This is a genomic window from Brevibacterium sp. UMB1308A (assembly GCF_030230605.1).
In the GTDB taxonomy this organism is placed as follows: domain Bacteria; phylum Actinomycetota; class Actinomycetes; order Actinomycetales; family Brevibacteriaceae; genus Brevibacterium.
Genome location: NZ_JASPDO010000011.1, coordinates 55,596 through 73,169 on the forward strand (window position 1 = coordinate 55,596; position 17,574 = coordinate 73,169).

The 17,574-nt window shown below is 55.3% G+C and carries 18 protein-coding genes and 1 tRNA gene; 3 read left to right on the forward strand and 16 right to left on the reverse strand.

The annotated features are described in order from the left end of the window. Positions 1–189: 189 nt before the first annotated feature. Positions 190–1,458 (forward strand): IS3 family transposase, encoded by a 1,269-nt coding sequence (locus QP868_RS06520; protein WP_284925808.1) that lies wholly within the window; start codon positions 190–192, stop codon positions 1,456–1,458. 402 nt (positions 1,459–1,860) lie between these two features. On the opposite strand, the gene QP868_RS06525 is transcribed toward QP868_RS06520, so the two are convergent. Beyond that, positions 1,861–1,933: transfer RNA gene (locus QP868_RS06525), tRNA-Ala, on the reverse strand. 92 nt (positions 1,934–2,025) lie between these two features. Between QP868_RS06525 and QP868_RS06530 the strand changes: the two genes are divergently transcribed. Then, positions 2,026–2,976, forward strand: coding sequence for an alpha/beta fold hydrolase (locus QP868_RS06530; protein WP_284925794.1), 951 nt, complete (start codon positions 2,026–2,028; stop codon positions 2,974–2,976). 1 nt (position 2,977) lies between these two features. Then, on the forward strand, positions 2,978–3,259 hold the full coding sequence (locus QP868_RS06535) for an antibiotic biosynthesis monooxygenase family protein (RefSeq protein WP_284925795.1): 282 nt from the start codon (positions 2,978–2,980) through the stop codon (positions 3,257–3,259). A 42-nt stretch (positions 3,260–3,301) separates the two neighbouring features. Here the strand turns inward: QP868_RS06535 and QP868_RS06540 are convergent, their stop codons facing one another. The 15 genes from QP868_RS06540 to obgE all read right to left on the reverse strand — a co-directional run bounded on the left by QP868_RS06540 (position 3,302) and on the right by obgE (position 17,536). Then, positions 3,302–3,757 carry a cation:proton antiporter gene (locus tag QP868_RS06540; RefSeq protein WP_005882788.1) on the reverse strand — a complete coding sequence of 152 codons (456 nt, stop codon included), beginning with the start codon at positions 3,755–3,757 and terminating at the stop codon, positions 3,302–3,304. Between the two features lie 5 nt (positions 3,758–3,762). Further along, entirely contained in the window at positions 3,763–4,023 is a 261-nt protein-coding gene (locus QP868_RS06545) for a monovalent cation/H+ antiporter complex subunit F (RefSeq protein ID WP_005882789.1), read from the reverse strand. Beyond that, a complete protein-coding gene (locus QP868_RS06550; protein ID WP_284925809.1) occupies positions 4,020–4,442 on the reverse strand; it encodes a Na+/H+ antiporter subunit E in 423 nt (140 codons plus the stop codon). The genes QP868_RS06545 and QP868_RS06550 overlap by 4 nt, the downstream gene beginning before the upstream one ends. Continuing rightward, a complete protein-coding gene (locus tag QP868_RS06555; protein ID WP_284925796.1) occupies positions 4,442–5,968 on the reverse strand; it encodes a monovalent cation/H+ antiporter subunit D family protein in 1,527 nt (508 codons plus the stop codon). The genes QP868_RS06550 and QP868_RS06555 overlap by 1 nt, the downstream gene beginning before the upstream one ends. Next, positions 5,965–6,297 carry a sodium:proton antiporter gene (locus QP868_RS06560; protein ID WP_284925797.1) on the reverse strand — a complete coding sequence of 111 codons (333 nt, stop codon included), beginning with the start codon at positions 6,295–6,297 and terminating at the stop codon, positions 5,965–5,967. The genes QP868_RS06555 and QP868_RS06560 overlap by 4 nt, the downstream gene beginning before the upstream one ends. Beyond that, positions 6,294–9,371, reverse strand: a complete 3,078-nt coding sequence (locus QP868_RS06565; RefSeq protein ID WP_284925798.1) for a DUF4040 family protein — start codon at positions 9,369–9,371, stop codon at positions 6,294–6,296. Before QP868_RS06565 ends, QP868_RS06560 begins: the two co-directional genes overlap by 4 nt. An 89-nt stretch (positions 9,372–9,460) precedes the next feature. Beyond that, a complete protein-coding gene (locus QP868_RS06570) occupies positions 9,461–10,606 on the reverse strand; it encodes a glycosyltransferase family 4 protein (protein ID WP_284925799.1) in 1,146 nt (381 codons plus the stop codon). Then, on the reverse strand, positions 10,603–11,214 hold the full coding sequence (locus QP868_RS06575) for a histidine phosphatase family protein (protein ID WP_284925800.1): 612 nt from the start codon (positions 11,212–11,214) through the stop codon (positions 10,603–10,605). Before QP868_RS06575 ends, QP868_RS06570 begins: the two co-directional genes overlap by 4 nt. Before the next feature lie 7 nt (positions 11,215–11,221). Continuing rightward, the gene (gene rsfS / locus QP868_RS06580; RefSeq protein ID WP_284925801.1) at positions 11,222–11,632 is read right to left on the reverse strand and encodes a ribosome silencing factor; all 411 of its coding nucleotides are present in this window, start codon (positions 11,630–11,632) and stop codon (positions 11,222–11,224) included. Between the two features lie 12 nt (positions 11,633–11,644). Further along, entirely contained in the window at positions 11,645–12,748 is a 1,104-nt protein-coding gene (locus QP868_RS06585; protein WP_284925802.1) for a hypothetical protein, read from the reverse strand. Then, positions 12,741–13,346 carry a nicotinate-nucleotide adenylyltransferase gene (gene nadD / locus QP868_RS06590; RefSeq protein ID WP_284925803.1) on the reverse strand — a complete coding sequence of 202 codons (606 nt, stop codon included), beginning with the start codon at positions 13,344–13,346 and terminating at the stop codon, positions 12,741–12,743. Before nadD ends, QP868_RS06585 begins: the two co-directional genes overlap by 8 nt. A gap of 1 nt (position 13,347) precedes the next feature. Further along, the gene (locus QP868_RS06595) at positions 13,348–13,503 is read right to left on the reverse strand and encodes a hypothetical protein (RefSeq protein WP_005882801.1); all 156 of its coding nucleotides are present in this window, start codon (positions 13,501–13,503) and stop codon (positions 13,348–13,350) included. A 78-nt stretch (positions 13,504–13,581) separates the two neighbouring features. Continuing rightward, positions 13,582–14,865, reverse strand: coding sequence for a glutamate-5-semialdehyde dehydrogenase (locus QP868_RS06600; protein ID WP_284925804.1), 1,284 nt, complete (start codon positions 14,863–14,865; stop codon positions 13,582–13,584). Next, the gene (proB, locus tag QP868_RS06605; RefSeq protein ID WP_284925805.1) at positions 14,862–16,007 is read right to left on the reverse strand and encodes a glutamate 5-kinase; all 1,146 of its coding nucleotides are present in this window, start codon (positions 16,005–16,007) and stop codon (positions 14,862–14,864) included. The genes QP868_RS06600 and proB overlap by 4 nt, the downstream gene beginning before the upstream one ends. Further along, the gene (gene obgE / locus QP868_RS06610) at positions 16,007–17,536 is read right to left on the reverse strand and encodes a GTPase ObgE (RefSeq protein WP_284925806.1); all 1,530 of its coding nucleotides are present in this window, start codon (positions 17,534–17,536) and stop codon (positions 16,007–16,009) included. The genes proB and obgE overlap by 1 nt, the downstream gene beginning before the upstream one ends. Between the last annotated feature and the right edge of the window lie 38 nt (positions 17,537–17,574).

A 17,574-nucleotide genomic window follows, 5' to 3' on the forward strand; every position in this document is an offset into this window, starting at 1 on the left:
CGTCCGGGAACAGTTAAAGGGTACTAAACCCACTGGTGAAACGGCGCAAAGGGGGATGCGGACGGATTCTTGGAGGATTCCGTTATGTCGTATACCAAGGAGCAGCGGCGTTTGGCTTTGCGGGTTTTTAAGCGTACGAAGTCGGTAACGAAGACGATTCGTGAGCTTGGTTATCCTGGGCGGCGGACGATGCATAGGTGGGTGCGTGAGGGCGTGTCACCCCGACGTCGGCGTAAGCAAGCGAAGGCTTCGGCTAGTTACCCGGTTGAGGTGAAGTTGCAGGTTGTTGAGCTTTTTCATGCTGGTTGGCGACCTGAGGAGATTGTTGTCCAGTGTGGTGTGCGTTCACGGTCGAATGTGTATTCCTGGGTGCGATGTCACCGAGAAGAGGGAGAATGGGGGTTGATGTCTAAAAAAGAACGCGCACAACGTGCTCGCACACCGACCCGTGCCTCATTTGAAAAGTCCTTGCCTGATGACCCTGCTGTGCTGAAGAAGCAGATGACGCAGCTGCTTGTCGAGAAAGCTGTGTTGGAAAAGGAGCTGGAACTTATAAAAAAAGACGACAGCGTCATCCCCGGTCAGCTGAGCAATAGTCACAAGACCTGTGTGGTTGACGCTTTACGCACCACGTACCCTCTTGCATTACTGCTGGTTGTTATTGGTCTTGCACCATCAAGCTTCTATTACCACCTACAGCAGCACCGCAGGCCTGATAAGCATGCTCATGTTCGTGAAATGCTCCATCAGATCAGTGACCAGTCATACAACACCTACGGGTACAGGCGTATCTGGTGGGAGTTGCGTCATCGAGGGATCATCATGAGTGAAAAAGTCGTGAGACGACTCATGCGTGAAGAAGGGATCACCCCACGGTTTCCGAAGCGTAAGTGGAAGTACTCCAGTTACCAAGGAGAAATCTCGCCAGCCCCGCCTAACCTGGTTAACCGTAAGTTTCACACCAATCGTCCAAACCGGTTGTGGCTTACCGATATCAGTGTGTTTACAGCCAACGAAGGCCGTGTCTACCTATCTGCCATTATCGACTGTTTTGACGGCAAAGTCGTAGCAGCAAAAACAAGCACGCACCCCACCATGGAACTAGCAGAAGAAACCTTACACGCCGCAATCACAGCAGAACGGCCAGAAGCAGATGGGTCTTTAATCATCCACTCAGACCGAGGCGCGCACTACCGCGGAAAAACCTGGCAACAACTGACTTCGAAACACCAGATCGTTCGATCAATGTCGAAAAAAGGTTGTACCCCTGATAACGCGGCATGCGAAGGGTTCTTCGGGCGGATGAAAAACGAGATGTACTACGGCAAAAAATGGCGAACCACACAAGAACTCGAAAACGCTATCGCCGCATACATCGAGTTCTACAACAACCACCGAATCAAAACCAGCCTCAACGGCCTCACCATCGCCAAACACCGAGCACTTAAAGTAGCATGAAACCGAAACTGTCTAACAAAATGTCCGCACCCCCAAGTGAGCAAAACTACGCAATGCAATGCGTCGTACTGTTCGCTTTGCGCTGTCCGTCATTGGGCCATCACCTCCGCACCGCTCAGCTTTGCGCCACCTAAGGTCGGCTACATCACCACACGCTCCGACCGCATTTACCCAACACAGCTCGATCCAATGTGTTGGGTAAACACCCCTTTTGTTCGTTTTGTTCACGTTTTTGGGTGAAAAACAGGCCTTTACCCAACACAGCAAGTCCAAAACTACTCGCGTGTAGTGGGTAACTGGGTTGCGGACCAAAAAAGGGGGAACGATGACCCGACACACCAACGCTCCAGAACACAAAAATCTCGGGACATCGAGTGAACGATGTCCCGAGACTTCACACTGTGGAGGTAAGGGGATTCGAACCCCTGACCTTCTCCATGCCATGGAGACGCGCTACCAACTGCGCCATACCCCCGAGCACTCGATCTATCTTAAAGTTTCGGCTCACGGAATGCAAAACCACTCTCAAACCAAACGTCCAGCTTGACGCAATAAGCTGGTCCCATCATGGACTTTATTGACTCAGTCGCCACGACTTTCTACATCCCCGTGGAAGCAGGAACGCTTACCACCTCGGCGTGGCTCTACCCTCCCAGCTACGTTGAAACCACCTCGGCGACGTCCGTACACCGCCCCATCCTTTTCATTCACGGATTCCGCGGCGATCACCACGGAATGGCGCTCATCGCGCACAATCTGCGCACCCACGAAGCCCTGGTCCCCGACCTTCCCGGTTTCGGCCAGACTCCCCCGCTGCCAACCACAACCCTCGACTCGTACACCAAATTCATCGACGAACTGTACGCACAAGCTACGAACCGCTTCGGCACAGAACCTGTGCTGGCCGGGCATTCGTTCGGCTCGATCCTGGCGGCCCACTGGGCTGCAAACAACCCCACCATTCCCGGGCTCGTACTCATGAACCCCATCACCATCTCCCCTCGCGACAGCGCCGGCAAGATCGCAACCAAAATCACCGAACTGTACTACCACCTCGGCCGGGACCTGCCCACACACCTGGGCCGTAGCCTGCTCTCCAACTGGCTAATCGTCCGTGCCATGAGCATGACCATGGCCACCACCAACGACCCTGGCCTGCGCAAATACATCCACGAACAGCACCACCGCTACTTCTCCACCTTCTCTGACCCCCACACGCTCAGTGACGCTTTCGACGTCTCCATGATCGCCAACGTCGCCGAGGTGTCAGGCCGGCTGACAATGCCCGTGTTAGTGATTGCCGGGAAGCGCGACTTCATTGTGCCCATTCAGTCAACAAACCGGTTCATCGATTCACTGCCCAACGCCCGAGCCCGCGTTTTCGACGGGGTCGGCCACCTGGTGCACTACGAAGCCGCTGAAGCGACCGCCAGAGAAATTGAAGACTTCGCACACGACCTTAGCGACACTCAAGACTCACAAGACCCTACACACTACACCCAACTAGAAAGGACCTGACATGGCTCTTGTTAAGATCAACCAACTTTCAGTACCTGAAGGAAAGGGCGAAGAGCTAGAAGCTCGTTTCGCCGCACGCAAAAAGTCCGTTGACCAGGAACCAGGTTTCTTAGGTTTCGAGCTTCTGCGCCCAACTGGCGACAACACTGACTACTTTGTAGTCACCCGGTGGGAAGACGAGGAGTCATTCCAAAACTGGGTTGCTAAACGCCACCCACGCAACCCAAACGAAACAGTGTCTGCTGCTAAAGGGATGCTCGAATTCGAAGTTGTAGAACTCTAAGCTACGAGGCCTCTAAATTGCGGGGCCTTTAAGCTACGGGACCTACCGCCACTCGCCGTAAAAGTCACGGTGTGGCTTAGCTTTGCCTTCACGTTCAGCTTGCTTTGCTTCGCGGTAGGCCTGAGCCGCCAGCTTTGAATCCTCGTCAGGGTCTTTCGCATACGCCAGGCGGTTAGGAACCGTCGCCCTGGACACGGGAGACCCTGACACAAACGTGGCACGCGATAGCACGTTCGACGCTACAGACGACACCGCGATCAACGCAAGAAACGCCACCACAGCGGCAAATGTACGCCACACACTGAAACCTTCGGCCCACAGCGAATGAACGTAGGCCGCTACCAAAATCATGGGCATGCCAAGACCGGTGACGGGCGAAAACACGTTAATGCGAGACAGCGCATCGCGTGCCCTGAACATGGCTATTGACGAGCCCAAAACAATGAGGCACCCACCAATGCCAAACACCCCTACCAAGACGGTGAAGAGAATATCCATGCCACTCACCTGTGCCCTCGAGTGAGAATGCGGGACAGGGCAACGGTCGCCAGAATCCCCAACAACGACGACAAGAAGAATACGTCTATAACGATAGAGATGTTCACCAACATCCCAATAAATGCGAGGATTCCCACCGCTGAGAAGTACACAAGGTCTCCCACCACGGCACGCGACCCGGACTCAGGTGCGGTGAGCGCGCGCACCAGCCCCAAGACAATCGAGACGACGAGAATGGCAATGCACGTCCACAGAATGATCGTCATGATTCCTCTTCCGTCGTCTGTTGCTTGCTTTCAGAATCATCCGTGTGCGCCAAGCCTGCAGACTCTGGGATCTCGCCAGGAGCTCGACCACGGAGCGTGCGCAAAAGTCGAGACTCCATATCAAACAGCCCCTCTAAAGCGTCCTCTTCCGACTCAGAGAACAAGCAGTGGACAAAAAGGGTGGGTGGTGCGGTAGCCGTTCCCGGCCCTGTTGCGACCACCAGGGTGCCCGGGGTGATCGTAATGGATGAGGCATAAAGTGTAATTTCAATGTCTGTCACGCACCGCATGGGCACTTCGACGATCATCGGCTTTCCGTAATCGCCTGTTTTGAACAGGTTGAAAATGATGTCCAGCGTCCCGCTGACGATCTCCTTACCCAACCATGCCAAATATCCAATTGACCGTAGCGCAATCATCACCGTCCAAGCACCTCCTTCACGTATGGATCAACGTTCAGAAGTGCGTCCGCTGCATCCTGAATGACTGGCATAATCGCTTGCCCACCCACGAACATTGCCACTGACACTGCAATCATGAACGCACCTGGTACCAGGAGTGGCCAGCGTACACGCACATCATCGGTGAGATCTGTTGCCGGAGCTCGGCCGGTAGCCGGTGAATCCGGGTGGTACTGGGCCATGTCTTCACCCCAAAATGTGTTCTTCCACAATCTTTGCAGGACCAGGAGTGACACAATCGACGCCACAATCACCATGACCACCACGGCAATAGTGCCTGGTGTTACGTTCTCCATGAGGGCGCGGACAAGCCCCATCTTTCCCCACAGTCCCGAGGTGGGTGGCAACCCGATAAGGGAAAATAGTCCGATGATCATAAGGACAGACGCGACTCGTTCTCGCCTGATCAAACCAGAGAGCTTTTTAAACGCTCCGGTACCGTAGGTCTGCTCAATCGCACCAATCGTCAGCAAAAGTCCAGACATGGTGACAATGTGGTGAACCATGTAGAAGATGCCTGCCGACACTGCGGCTGTCGTGAGCACTGCTACACCAATCAAAATATGGCCCACACCTGCCGTCATCTGGAACGCAAAGATGTTACGAACGCGGATTTCGCCAAACCCAGAGAACGCTCCCACAGCAATCGTCAACACCACGATGATCAGAAGCACGTCTTCCCACCTTGGGTGCCCTCCAAAGACGGAGACGTACACTCGGTAGATTCCGTAGATCGCAACCTTTGAGTGGGTCGATGCAAACAGTGACATCATTCCCGCCGAGGTGTTGGGATAGGAACGTACCAACCACCCGTGGACCGGCGCGGCACCGGCTTTAATGAGAAGCGCCAGAACGACGATTCCAACCGCTAGTGCCGCTTGCGGCGACACGTTGCCTAAGCGACTTTGGTCAGCCAATACGGCGATATTCACGGTGCCTGTTGCGGCATAGATAAAACCGACACCAATGACAAGAAGTGTGGACGTCAACAAGTTCACAATCACGAACATGCGCCCCACGCCTAAGCGACGCCACGTACCTGTCACTGCGATCAGTGCATAGGACGGAAGAACCATCACCTCGATAAAGACAAAGAAGTTAAAGAGGTCCCCGGTGAGCATGGCACCGTTAACACCCGTGAGCATTAAAAGGATGAGCGTGGGCACGAACCGGTACTGATCTTCACCCGTAGTTCGCAAGAACGCACATGACGCCACGACGGCCAGTGACGTGATCACCAGCATGACCGCAGTAAAGGTGTCCGCAACAAACGGAATCGCCAACCCGTGCACATACCCACCAACGGAGTGGGCTATGGTGCGCCCGTCTGCGGTTACACCGATCAAGTAAACGCCACCTACACATGTAGCGAGTGGTACTCCCAAGAGAAAAAACAGGTTGATCGAGCGGGAACGCACGAATGTGGTGATCGCTGAGGCAGCAAGAGGGACAACGATAAACAGAAGAAGAAGCGAACCGTTCACTGTGTGCGCCTTTCTCCAGTTTCAGGTATACGGTCTTGGTCATCGTCGTGACCCAAAACTGCCAGTGCCAACATGAAAATAGTGACCGCAAGGGTAATCACGATCGCCGTCAACACAAACGCTTGAGGAAGAGGGTCGGCAGCTTCTGACACGGCGCTTCGTCCCGCAATAGGTTCTCCCCGCCACGCCGACACACCAGATAGGAGAAGTGCAAAGTTAGCTGCGTGGGAGATGAGCGCCAGACCAAAAATTGTGCGCACCATTGAGCGCTGCAACATGAGGTACACCCCACCGGACACCAAGACCCCGACCGTGATTGCGATAATCATTCGCCACGCTCCTTTGGTTGGTCTCCGTACGCAATGTGCTTGGTTCTCAGCCCCACACGTTTCTTGTCTTCTGGTTTCTCTGCTTCTAAGAACTCATGTGCTTTTGGCTTAGCTCCACGCATCGTCTCCAACGGTCCACGAAGCTCACCGTAAAGCATTTCGTCAGTACGTTCACGGGTGCGTTCAATGTCTCCAACATCGCGCATCATCAAACCGTCGACCAAAACGTCATCGCCGGCAGGCGTAAATGCCGAGTCAGAGGTACCAAGCAGGTTGAAGGAAACCAGTAGCATACCCACAACCGCCATGTACACACCTACGTCAAATGCCATTGACGAGGTGAAGTGCTGGCCCAAAATGTACCCGTGAATCGGTTCGAGGAACGAGCCCTTGACGATCAGCCCCACAAGGCCTGTCAGAACCGCAACCAAAACACCGCCACCAATGAGCAGAATCGGCAGCCGGGGTGGACCAATCGCCCGGTCCTTTGAGGTGGCCATATACAAAAGACCAGCAATCGCGGAACCGACCAGCGCGGCAATAAAGCCTCCACCTGGTTCATTGTGTCCGCGCCAAAAAATCAAGAGCGAACCAATGGCAAGGAGTGGAGCAACCACCTTCACCATGAGTTGCATCGCAATCACATTTGGCCAGGCTTCCGTCACGGCTGCAAACGCGGTACTTCCACGTGGGCGAACAGCCAACCACGGACGTCTGGGCATTTCTGGCACTTCGGAAGCCGGTGGGTCAATGTAGCGGTCACGGACGGACGAGAACACGGCAACAATCGCGATTCCCGCCATACCCAAAACAGCGAGCTCACCCTGTGTATCCAGTGCACGGAACTCCACCAGAATGGTATTGACGATGTTGTCTCCACCGGAGATCTCAGGCGCCTTAGTCAGGTAGTACATGGCAATGTCAGACCTAGCCCTGCGCCCTGACAGCATCCACACTGCCAAAGCGACCGAACTACCCACAGCTATCGCGAAAATACCGCGCATCACCTGAAGTTTGACCGAATACTTCCAGAACGTGCGGGGCAACTTCTGCAAGATCAACATGAACACGATGATGGTCATGGTTTCAACGAGTAGCTGAGTCAGAGTGACGTCAGGAGCCCCCAGCGCCATAATCTGCACCGTGGCCATGATTCCAACAGCGGACAGACCAATGACCGCAGTCAGACGTGAACGCGACAAACACACCACGAGCGTGGCGAACGTAATAACAATGAGAAGCGCGAAGTCGATGGGCCTGTTGAGATTAGGCACAAACTTGGGCAAACCTGGGCCAGTGTAGATCGCAATCGCCGATCCAAAAATAACCACCGCTAAAAACCCAAGGTTCATAGCGACATGGCGTGACGCGCGTTCACTTGCAACAACAGAAACGAGTGCCTCACCCACCCGTTCAAGCCCGGCAACGATCCGGTCAATAACATCGGCTCCGGTAAACGGAATAGCGGCGCGGTTAAAGAACTCCCACACCCGTGCACGGTTCAATGCCACTAGCACACCGCACGCGATGATGACGAACGACGCAATGAGTTCAGGTGTGATTCCGTGGAACATGGAAAGGTGGACATGGTGCGCAGCTTCTCCCTGCGCCGCCGAGGTGCCCGCAGCTACCCCTGGCTCAATTACTCCCAGCGTAAAGGCTAGGGGAACCGACAAAACGATCGGCAGGGCCGCGAACGTGACCATCACAAAGTCACTGTGGCCCAATTTCTCAGGGGCAACCTCGGGACCGTCAATGAACGCCCCGAAAACAATCTTGATGCAGTAACTGATTGTCAGAACTGAAGCACCGGCAACCAGGACGAGGGCAATCCAACCAAGAGCGTGGCCACCTCCCCCAGCGGAACTCACCGCGGTGAGAAGCATTTCCTTTGAGACGAATCCCATCAGGGGTGGAATACCCGCCATCGACGCGGCACCAATCGCCGTGATCGCGAAACTGACCGGAGCAACCTTGATCAAACGAGGAATTTCGCCAAATGTGCGCGTGTGGCCCAAGTGGTCAACCACACCGACCATCATGAACAAGCCAGACTTGAACATTGCGTGAGAAATGACGTGCACGAGCCCTGCGGTCAAAGCGAACTCGGTTCCGACACCTACAGCTGCGACGATGAGCCCCAACTGGCTCACAGTTGAGTACGCCATGAGCTTCTTCAGATCGTTCTGCGTCAGCGCACACCAACCGCCGATCCACGCGGTCACGATCCCAGCGCTTACCAACAAAACGTTCCACGCAAGAACATCGCAAAACGCGGGACTGAAGCGGAACAGAAGGAAAATACCGGCCTTCACCACCGCTGCGGCGTGCAGATACGCACTGACTGGGGTGATGGCAGCCATTGCGTCGGGAAGCCACGACTGGAACGGGAACTGTGCCGACTTCGTCATCGCTGCCACTGCAACCAGAAGCGCCATCGCAACCGTGAACCCGGGCATTTCCTGCCATACGTCAGAGCCCAGCACCTCGCGGATACTGGCGCTACCGACCACTCCGTACATGGCTGAAACCGCAACCAAGAGGAGCACACCACCCATAAACGTCATGAACATGGTGCGCAGGCTCGCACCCTCAGCGGCACGGCCGGAGCGCGCGATCAGCATGAACGAGGCGATCGAGGTGATCTCCCAGCACACAAACAGCACAAACAGGTTATCCGTCAGCACGAGTCCTACCATGGCGAACGTGAACGTCGCCATGAGTAGATAGAACGAATAGTTAGGCCCTTGCGACAAATAGCGAGTGGAATAGAACAGCACGAACGCACCAATGACCAGGGCGATCAGCGTGAAGATTGCGCCCACACCGTCAACCGCGAACGCGAGATTCACGTCAAAACTAGGCATCCACTCGAGCGTCCACACGGTTTCTTGCGCAGTTGGGAACGCCGAACCGTCTTGAACTGCAGCAACGGCGGCTGGCATAAAGAGCGCGGCTGCTCCCAAATACCCCAGACCCAAAATCCATCCTGAGGCCCGGCCTACCAACCGGCACAGAACTGGGGTGACAAGAATGATCAGAGCGAGGAGTCCCAGAGTTGCGGAAATTGCCACGGAACTCCTTCTGTTACGACTAACACACGACGTCGAGGCGTCCAACCCATGCTACCCAAATGTGGTCCACACAACCAAAACTGAACCCATCAGCGCATGCGGATACCGGCAATCACACCTTGCAGGTTTTTGACATGAGCCTGCGGCGATGACTGCTGTGCCAGCATCTTGGCTTCATGACCCGCCCGCACGATCATGTCCGGAGCCTTGGCACACGCAACAATCGTGTCAGCGACTTCTGAAGCCGCACTCCCCGCGCACTCCACAACGGCGTCACCAAACTCCGCACCCAACACAGGGTCACACACTACGGTGGGACGACCTCGGGCCGCTGACTCCAAAATCACCATGGGCTGATTATCAAAGCCACACGACGTCAGCAGCGTCGCATGCGCATCATCAATCAAAGACACAACCTGCTCATGCGGAACGGCGCCAACAAAGTGGATAAAAGGATCGTTCACTCCCCGAGGTCGTTCACCGCCTGCCACTGTCAGTTCCACTTGGGCTCCCCTGCGACGCGCTAACCTCACTGCTTCAACAGCCACCTCCAAGCGCTTCTCTGGGGCGAAACGACCAATCCACAGGAGCCGCAACGGCAGCTCAGGTGCCAACGGGCGCCCACCTGGGGCCACCTCGGCGACATTCGACACCACACTGACGTGTGTAAGACCCGCGCTACGTAAGCGATCAGCCTGGTGCGCGGACGGGGAAATGACCGCATCAGCCTGCTGTGCCAAAGCCAACGTCATGCCACGCAGAGCAGAGTCCAAAGGCCTGCCCGCCAACCGCACGTGTGGCTGTTCAAGCCCCGTCACCAGACGGTGAAACCCGCGAGCCACTGGCGCAAACGGCTGGGCGGCAAGTGGCGCACGCCAGAAAAACGTGTGCACGGTGTGCATGGACGGAATTCTCAAGCGCTGTGCCTGCGCAATCGCAGTAGCCGCCAGCCCAAACTCTGAATGCACCATAACCGCTTCGACACGGTGTTGCTTGAGCGTCCGGTGCATCCACGCATGCAGAACAGAATTTGCTCGCACAACGGGAAGTTCAAGGCTACGAACCCCCCGAGGTGGTCGCACCACGGTCACGCCCGGAAGGTGAGTGCGGGGAATGTCGGGGGCAATCACCACAACGGGAAACTGTTGTGACCACGCACGCACCTGTGCCATGAGTGCTGTCTGCGCACCACCTGTATAGCGAAGGGAGTAGTCACATACGACAGCGAGCTTCACGCACAGGCTCCCCCGGCGAAACGCCGGAGCATCCATGCATCGTTTCGCTGAAGAAAGTGGACGTATTCACAGTTGTCGAGTACGCCTAGACGCGCATAGTCCGTCTCAGAGGACAGGCCCATCATCAGTTCAGTGGCACCACGGATCACTGCTCCGTGGGCGACCATTGCGACCACGTCGTTATCATCGCAGTTCTTCAGCAGTCGGTGCACAGAGTCATACACACGCCGTGAGGACTCGAGGCGACTTTCCCCGCCAGGTGGGCGGACATCTTCCCCGCTCTTCCACTTCACAAGCAGGTCCGGCCACTTTTGATCAATTTCGTCGCGGGTAAAACCTTCCCAGTCACCCACGCTGATTTCACGCAACCCCTCATCAAGGGTCACAGGCAGTCCGGTCGCTGTAGCTAGCGCTTCTGCGGTAGACCGAGCACGCGTGAGATCTGATGCAAAGATACGCGTAATGCCACTGTTTTGTAGGGTAATTGCCAAAGCGTGCGCCTGCTGTTCACCGGTTTCGTCGAGCGGAACGTCAATCTGCCCTTGGAACCGACCCTCTTTGTTAAAGGCGGTACGACCGTGTCGGATGAGATAGAGTTCGCGTGCCATGCTGTCCCTATTCGTGGTGAGCGCCGTCAGTGTTGTTGTTCTCAGTTTCCTGATTGTCAACCTCAGGAACTGAAATCACAGGGCTGTCTTTCCACAGCCTGTCGAGACCGTAAAATTCGCGGTCGTCGCGGTTGAAAACGTGAACGACGATATCCGAATAGTCCAACAGAACCCATGTGCCTTCGCCGCGACCTTCGCGGTTTTTCGGTTTAAGGTCGTGTTCTTTCAAAAGGGCTTCTTCGACTCCGTCAACGATCGCGTCGACTTGTCGGGCATTCGATGCTGATGCGATCACAAAGGCGTCTGTGATGACGAGCTGTTCAGACACATCCAGAATCACAACGTCAGTAGCAAGCTTCTGAAGAGCGCCTTTCGCGGCGCTGCGGGCATACGCGATGGTTTCATCGGTTGCGGGCAAAAGAAAACCTTTCTAGAACAGCATGATCAGGGCAACGATAACGAGCACAATTGCGCACACGCCACCGATACCTAAGACGATATATGGCAGAAGCGAGGAACGCTCACCCACGAGGATTTCTCCATCCTGATGGGTGACAGAACGGGCAGACATGGGTTGGGCAGGCCCTACACCTTCTGGAAGCGGCCATTCTTCGCGCGTCACTTCCGGATCTTCATCGACAGACTCCAGGGGGCGAGTCGCAAAGGACGCTACACGTGACCGCTCATCATCGGATGAAGCGGACTTGTGTTTCTTGGAAGCCGGGTCTGTAGTGGCTGGCGCTGACGAGTCCTTCTGGTCCTTGTTTTCTGGACTCACTACAGGTACGGCACCGCTGACCACGCGAATACCTTCGGTGTTCGGTGGCTTCACCACTGGTGACTTACGTTCACGCTTAGCAGGAGTTGTCGTTTCTTCTGACTTTTTCTCGGGCTGTTGCGACTCTGGCTGCTTTGTTTCTGGTTTCTTGTCAGCAGGCTTCTTAGCTTCAGTCTTGGTCGCAGCCGGCTGTGTCGTGGGTTTCGCTGGAACAGGCTTCTTAGCTGCTGGCTTCTGTTCAGCCGCCTTATCAACAGGCTTCTTAGCTGCTGGCTTCTGTTCAGCCGCCTTATCAACAGGCTTCTTGGCTACTGGCTTCTGCGCAGGTGCTTTCTTGGCTGCTGACTTCGTCTGAGAAGGTTTCTTCTCAGGTGTCTTTTCAGCAGGTTTCTTCTGGGTAGGCTTTGGTTCAACCGATTTCGACTCAGGCGACTTCGACTCTGCCGACTTTGGCTCTTGCTGCCCCGGCTGTTCCGGCGATGTCGATGCGGGCTCACTGGAAACCGCAGGTGCCTGTCCGTGTTTACGCATCCACGCTTTACGTTCTGCCCTGGACGCGAACTGTGGAGGTTCAACTGGGCTAGCTTCCTTTTGTGCCGGCTGTGGAGACGCCTGTGGCTTAACAGGCGCAGTGCCTCCCGACGCAGGTTCCTTTACATCAGGAGTTTCAGCAGCTTCTTCTTTTCGCTTCTGGGCTTCTGCAGCGCGCCTCTCAGCTTCTTTGCGTTCCCGCCTCGACATGTACTGCTCAGCCATTTTCACTCCTGTAAAGATTGTGCTTGTTGATGTACTGAACGACACCGTCAGGTACTAAGTACCACACTGGCATGTTGTTCTCCACGCGGTCACGGCAGTCAGTTGACGAAATTGCAAGAGCTGGGATGTGCATGAGGCTCAGCCGGTGTTCGGGAAGTCCTTTTCTGGTCAAGTCGTGCCCCGGCCTGCTCACTCCCACGAAGTGCGCAAGGGAGAAGAGTTCATCAACGTCTTTCCACGAAAGGATCTGTGCCAGAGCATCGGCGCCCGTGATGAAGAAAAGTTCCGTATCGTGCCCGTAAATCTGTGCCAGATCTCGCAACGTATCGATTGTGTAGGTGGCCCCTGGACGATCTACGTCCACACGCGAAACCGTGAACTGAGGGTTCGACGCTGTTGCAATCACCGTCATGAGGTAACGGTGTTCAGCGTGCGATACTTCACGATCCGATTTTTGCCACGGGCGACCCGTGGGCACAAACACAACTTCATCTAGGTCAAACTTGGCTGCCACTTCACTTGCGGCAACTAAGTGTCCGTGGTGGATGGGGTCAAAAGTTCCACCCATCACACCAACTCTGCGCACAGAACTTGTCATATCAGTGACGGTGGGAAATGCCCTTCCACGACAGCGTAATAATGCCAAGCAGCATCAGAATGCTGAACGCAATAACTCCGTACCAGATGGGGTGCATTGGCAGGTCAACAACCGTTTCGTGTGTTTCCTGTGCCAGCACTACCAAAGCAGACGTCACGTCTTCTCCTTTTATATGTGTTTATACGGCCTGTATATGTTTATAAGATTTTACGGCAGTTCTTAGTGTCTCATGAATCTACGAGCGAACTTGACCCGACCCACGCATGATCCATTTTGTTGTGGTGAGCTGAGCGAGTCCCATGGGTCCACGCGCGTGCAACTTTTGCGTAGAGATTCCAACTTCTGCGCCCAAGCCGAACTCACCACCATCGGTGAAACGCGTTGAGACGTTTACTCCCACGGACGCAGAATCGATTGTTGACACGAAGAGTTCTGCATTCGACAGCTCATTCGTGACAATCACGTCAGTGTGCCCTGACGAGTATTCGCGAATGTGCTCGATCGCGGCCTCAATGTCCTCAACAACCTTAATGGCGATCTCTAGGTCGAGGTACTCCTTGCCCCAGTCCTTGCGAGTGGCACGCTGCACTTTCACTCCTTCCGGAGCGTATTCAGCAACCGTGGGGTCACCGTGGATGACCACGTTTGCATTGCTGAGTTCGTCAAGAATGCGTGGGAGAACTCGACGTGCCGCCTTCTCGTGGACCAACAGTGTTTCGAGTGAATTACACACGCTTGGTCGTTGGGTCTTTGAGTTAATGACCAGCTTGGTCGTTGATCGCACAGTAGCCGATGAGTCGATAAACATGTGCACATTACCCACGCCAGTTTCGATCACCGGAACGGTTGAGTTCATGACAACGGTTTGGATAAGCTCAGCTCCACCACGCGGGATCAAAAGGTCAACGTACTCTCGTGCGTTCATCAGTACCCGCGCACCTTCGCGACCCCACTGATCGATCCCATTGATCGAGTTTTCCGGTAGCCCTGCAGTGACGAGGGCATCACGCAAAAGACTGATGAGCACCGTGTTCGACGACTGCGCAAGTGAGCCTCCACGCAAAACACTTGCGTTACCCGACTTAAGTGCAAGAACCGCGATGTCAACCGTCACATTGGGGCGCGCTTCATAAATGGCACCAATCACGCCCATGGGCACACGCATCTGAGTGAGATGGATGCCATTTGGGAGCCTACGCCCTTCGACGATTTCACCCACTGGGTCGGGGAGTGAAACAACGTCGCGTACGGACTGTGCGATCGCGCGCACCCGTTCTTCGGTCAAACGCAAGCGGTCGATCAGCCCGTCAGCAATTCCTTTATCCCGCGCTTTTTCAATGTCCTCGTTGTTCGCTTCGAGGATCTGTTCCACATTGTTTTCGAGCGTGAGCGCAATTTGTTCAAGGGCTGCGTGCCGTTCCGCGGTCGAAGAAACGCTGAGAATTGCCGACGCTTCCTTCGCCCCTGCCACGACCTTGGTCACGGCGCGAGTAATCTTGGGGTTAACATCCGTGGTCATAGACGTCCTTCATAAGCACTGTCGGTGAGCACCAAGTCGTTCCGGTGCACTACTTCCTTACGATAGTCACTACCATAGCGATCTCCCAAGACCTCGGTGGTTAAACCGTACATACGGGGAAGTTCTTCTGAGGAAAAGTTGGTCATCCCCCGGGCAATGAGGACACCTTGCGGATCCACAATGTCAACAGGGTCACCGGATTCAAACTCTCCAGTCACGTGAGTGACTCCGGCTGCCAGAAGGCTGGTGCCCCGTTTGAGGACTGCTTTAGCAGCACCTGCGTCAATCCGAATGGTTCCGTTGGTTGAAGCCAGGTGTGCCAGCCACAGCATGCGTGTTTGGCGCCGTTTGTGGGTGACAGCGAAGTAGGTGCCCATGTCCTCGCCCCTGAGTGCGGCTGCGCAGTTGTCCGCCGAGGTGACAAGAGTGGGGATGCCTGAATCAGTCACCATGGTTGCTGCGAGGACCTTGGTTCGCATTCCGCCAGTACCCACACTCGATCCGGCTCCCCCAATGCTCAGGTCCTGGATTTCACTGGGATGGGAGACAAACTCGACTCGCCGAGAGTCCGGGGCTGCAGGGTGAGCCGTGTACAAAGCGTCGACGTCGGTAAGAAGAACAAGCGCGTCAGCATGGGAAAGCTGTGCGACAAGAGCAGACAACCGATCGTTGTCGCCGAACCGGATCTCCGAGGTGGCAACCGCGTCGTTCTCATTCACAATTGGTATGAATCCCAGTGCCAACATACGGTCGATGGCACGCTGTGCATTGCGGTATTGGGTTCTGCGGATGAGTTCGTCTGCTGTGAGAAGCACCTGCGCCGGCACTAAGCCGTATTCAGCAAGCACCTTGAAGTACGCAGACATCAAAATACCTTGGCCAATTCCGGCAGCTGCTTGCTGCGTAGCGAGATCTTTGGGGCGCGCGACGGCTTTCATAGGGCCCATACCGGCCGCGATAGCACCTGAGGACACCAGAATGACTTCTTTGCCGTTCAATCGGAACTCGGCAAGAGTACGTGCAACCTGTTCTAGTGCGTCTGTGTTGAGGCCCGTTGGGGTCGTGAGAGAACTGGATCCAACTTTGACAACGACGCGTGACGCACTCGCTATTGCTTCCCGTGTCTCCTCATATGTACTCACTAATCACTTCTTTCTTCCTGTGCTCGCTTTTCAGCAAGGCGTTCGGCTTCGAGTTCAGCACGCGCTTCAGCCTTTGCATCCATGCGTTCGTGGAAGGCAGCCTTACGTTCCTTACGCGTTGCACGCTGGTCGTCCTCAAGACGCATGTCTGTTCCGCGAGCCCCTAAGAGTTCCGCGCCGCCAACCATAGTCGGGTCCCAATCAAAAACGACCGAGTTGTCATCAGGACCAATGACAATCGTGTCTCCTGGGTGAGCACCCATGGAAAAGAGCTGCTCTTCAACTCCCAGTCTTTCAAGCCTGTCAGCCAGATACCCAACAGCTTCGTCATTTGAGAAGTCTGTTTGGTGGATCCACCGTTGAGGCTTGGATCCCAGGACACGGTACACGGGGCCTTCGGAGGTCTCCTCCCGCACAATGTCAAACCCAGCGTCATCAACCGCGATAGGCCGTACGATCTGGCGAACGGGAGCATCTTCGACCTGAGCCCGCCGTTCACGCTCTTCTTTTACTAACTCAGCCATAGCAAAGGACAACTCTTTCAGGCCCTTATGGCTCACTGCAGATATTTCAAACGTGCGGTAACCTGCAGCTTCGAGTTCCGAACGCACCATGTCCGACATGTCCTGCCCGTCTGGCAGGTCGGTTTTATTTAGAGCCACTAGAGCGGGGCGTTTAGACAGTGGAAGAAGGTCGCCTGACGGGTCAACTTCAACCTCATACTCCGCGAGTTCGGCCTCAATCGCGTGCAAGTCACTGACCGGGTCCCGGTCAGACTCCCATGTGGCCATATCAATCACGTGGACCAGGGCGGCACAGCGTTCGATGTGGCGCAAGAACTCCAGACCCAAACCTCGGCCTTGTGCGGCACCTGGAATGAGACCGGGAACGTCTGCAACTGTGAAGCGAACGTCGCCAGCTTCGACAACACCCAAGTTTGGCTTCAGCGTAGTAAAGGGATAATCGGCTATCTTAGGGCGAGCCGCAGACAGTGCCGCAATCAGTGAAGATTTACCAGCCGACGGGAAACCGACCAGAGCTATGTCAGCTACCGACTTAATCTCGAGGACGAGTTCGCGCTCTTCACCGGGTTCGCCTAAAAGCGCAAATCCCGGTGCCTTGCGTTTGGTCGATGCCAGCGCCGCGTTGCCCAATCCACCACGTCCGCCTCGGGCGGCAATGAACTCAGTTCCAATTCCCATCAGATCCGCGAGCACACGGCCGTCTTTGGTCTTTACCACGGTGCCTTCAGGTACCAGCAACACCAGATTTTCACCGTTGACTCCGTGGCGCAGATCCCCTTTGCCCACTCCCCCGTTTTCAGCCTTACGGTGAGGCGAACGGTGAAATGGAAGCAAAGTTGTGGTCTGATCATCGACGCGTAAAACTACATCCCCACCGTCGCCACCGTTGGCTCCGTCGGGTCCACCAAGAGGCTTAAACTTTTCGCGCCTCACAGACACGCAACCGTGCCCACCATTACCTGCTGTCACATGTAGCGTTACGCGATCAACAAATTCAATAGCCACGGTTCTCCCTTAAATTTTCCCTGTAAACACGTGTGGGG

What these genes read in the sequence shown, in the direction of transcription:
- QP868_RS06520 (WP_284925808.1), top strand. Translation starts at nt 190, where the DNA reads ATGCATAGGTGGGTGCGTGAGGGCGTGTCACCCCGACGTCGGCGTAAG.
- QP868_RS06530 (WP_284925794.1), top strand. Translation starts at nt 2,026, where the DNA reads ATGGACTTTATTGACTCAGTCGCCACGACTTTCTACATCCCCGTGGAA.
- QP868_RS06535 (WP_284925795.1), top strand. Translation starts at nt 2,978, where the DNA reads ATGGCTCTTGTTAAGATCAACCAACTTTCAGTACCTGAAGGAAAGGGC.
- QP868_RS06540 (WP_005882788.1), bottom strand. Translation starts at nt 3,757, where the DNA reads ATGGATATTCTCTTCACCGTCTTGGTAGGGGTGTTTGGCATTGGTGGG.
- QP868_RS06545 (WP_005882789.1), bottom strand. Translation starts at nt 4,023, where the DNA reads ATGACGATCATTCTGTGGACGTGCATTGCCATTCTCGTCGTCTCGATT.
- QP868_RS06550 (WP_284925809.1), bottom strand. Translation starts at nt 4,442, where the DNA reads ATGATTGCGCTACGGTCAATTGGATATTTGGCATGGTTGGGTAAGGAG.
- QP868_RS06560 (WP_284925797.1), bottom strand. Translation starts at nt 6,297, where the DNA reads ATGATTATCGCAATCACGGTCGGGGTCTTGGTGTCCGGTGGGGTGTAC.
- QP868_RS06575 (WP_284925800.1), bottom strand. Translation starts at nt 11,214, where the DNA reads ATGGCACGCGAACTCTATCTCATCCGACACGGTCGTACCGCCTTTAAC.
- QP868_RS06585 (WP_284925802.1), bottom strand. Translation starts at nt 12,748, where the DNA reads ATGGCTGAGCAGTACATGTCGAGGCGGGAACGCAAAGAAGCTGAGAGG.
- nadD (WP_284925803.1), bottom strand. Translation starts at nt 13,346, where the DNA reads ATGACAAGTTCTGTGCGCAGAGTTGGTGTGATGGGTGGAACTTTTGAC.
- QP868_RS06600 (WP_284925804.1), bottom strand. Translation starts at nt 14,865, where the DNA reads ATGACCACGGATGTTAACCCCAAGATTACTCGCGCCGTGACCAAGGTC.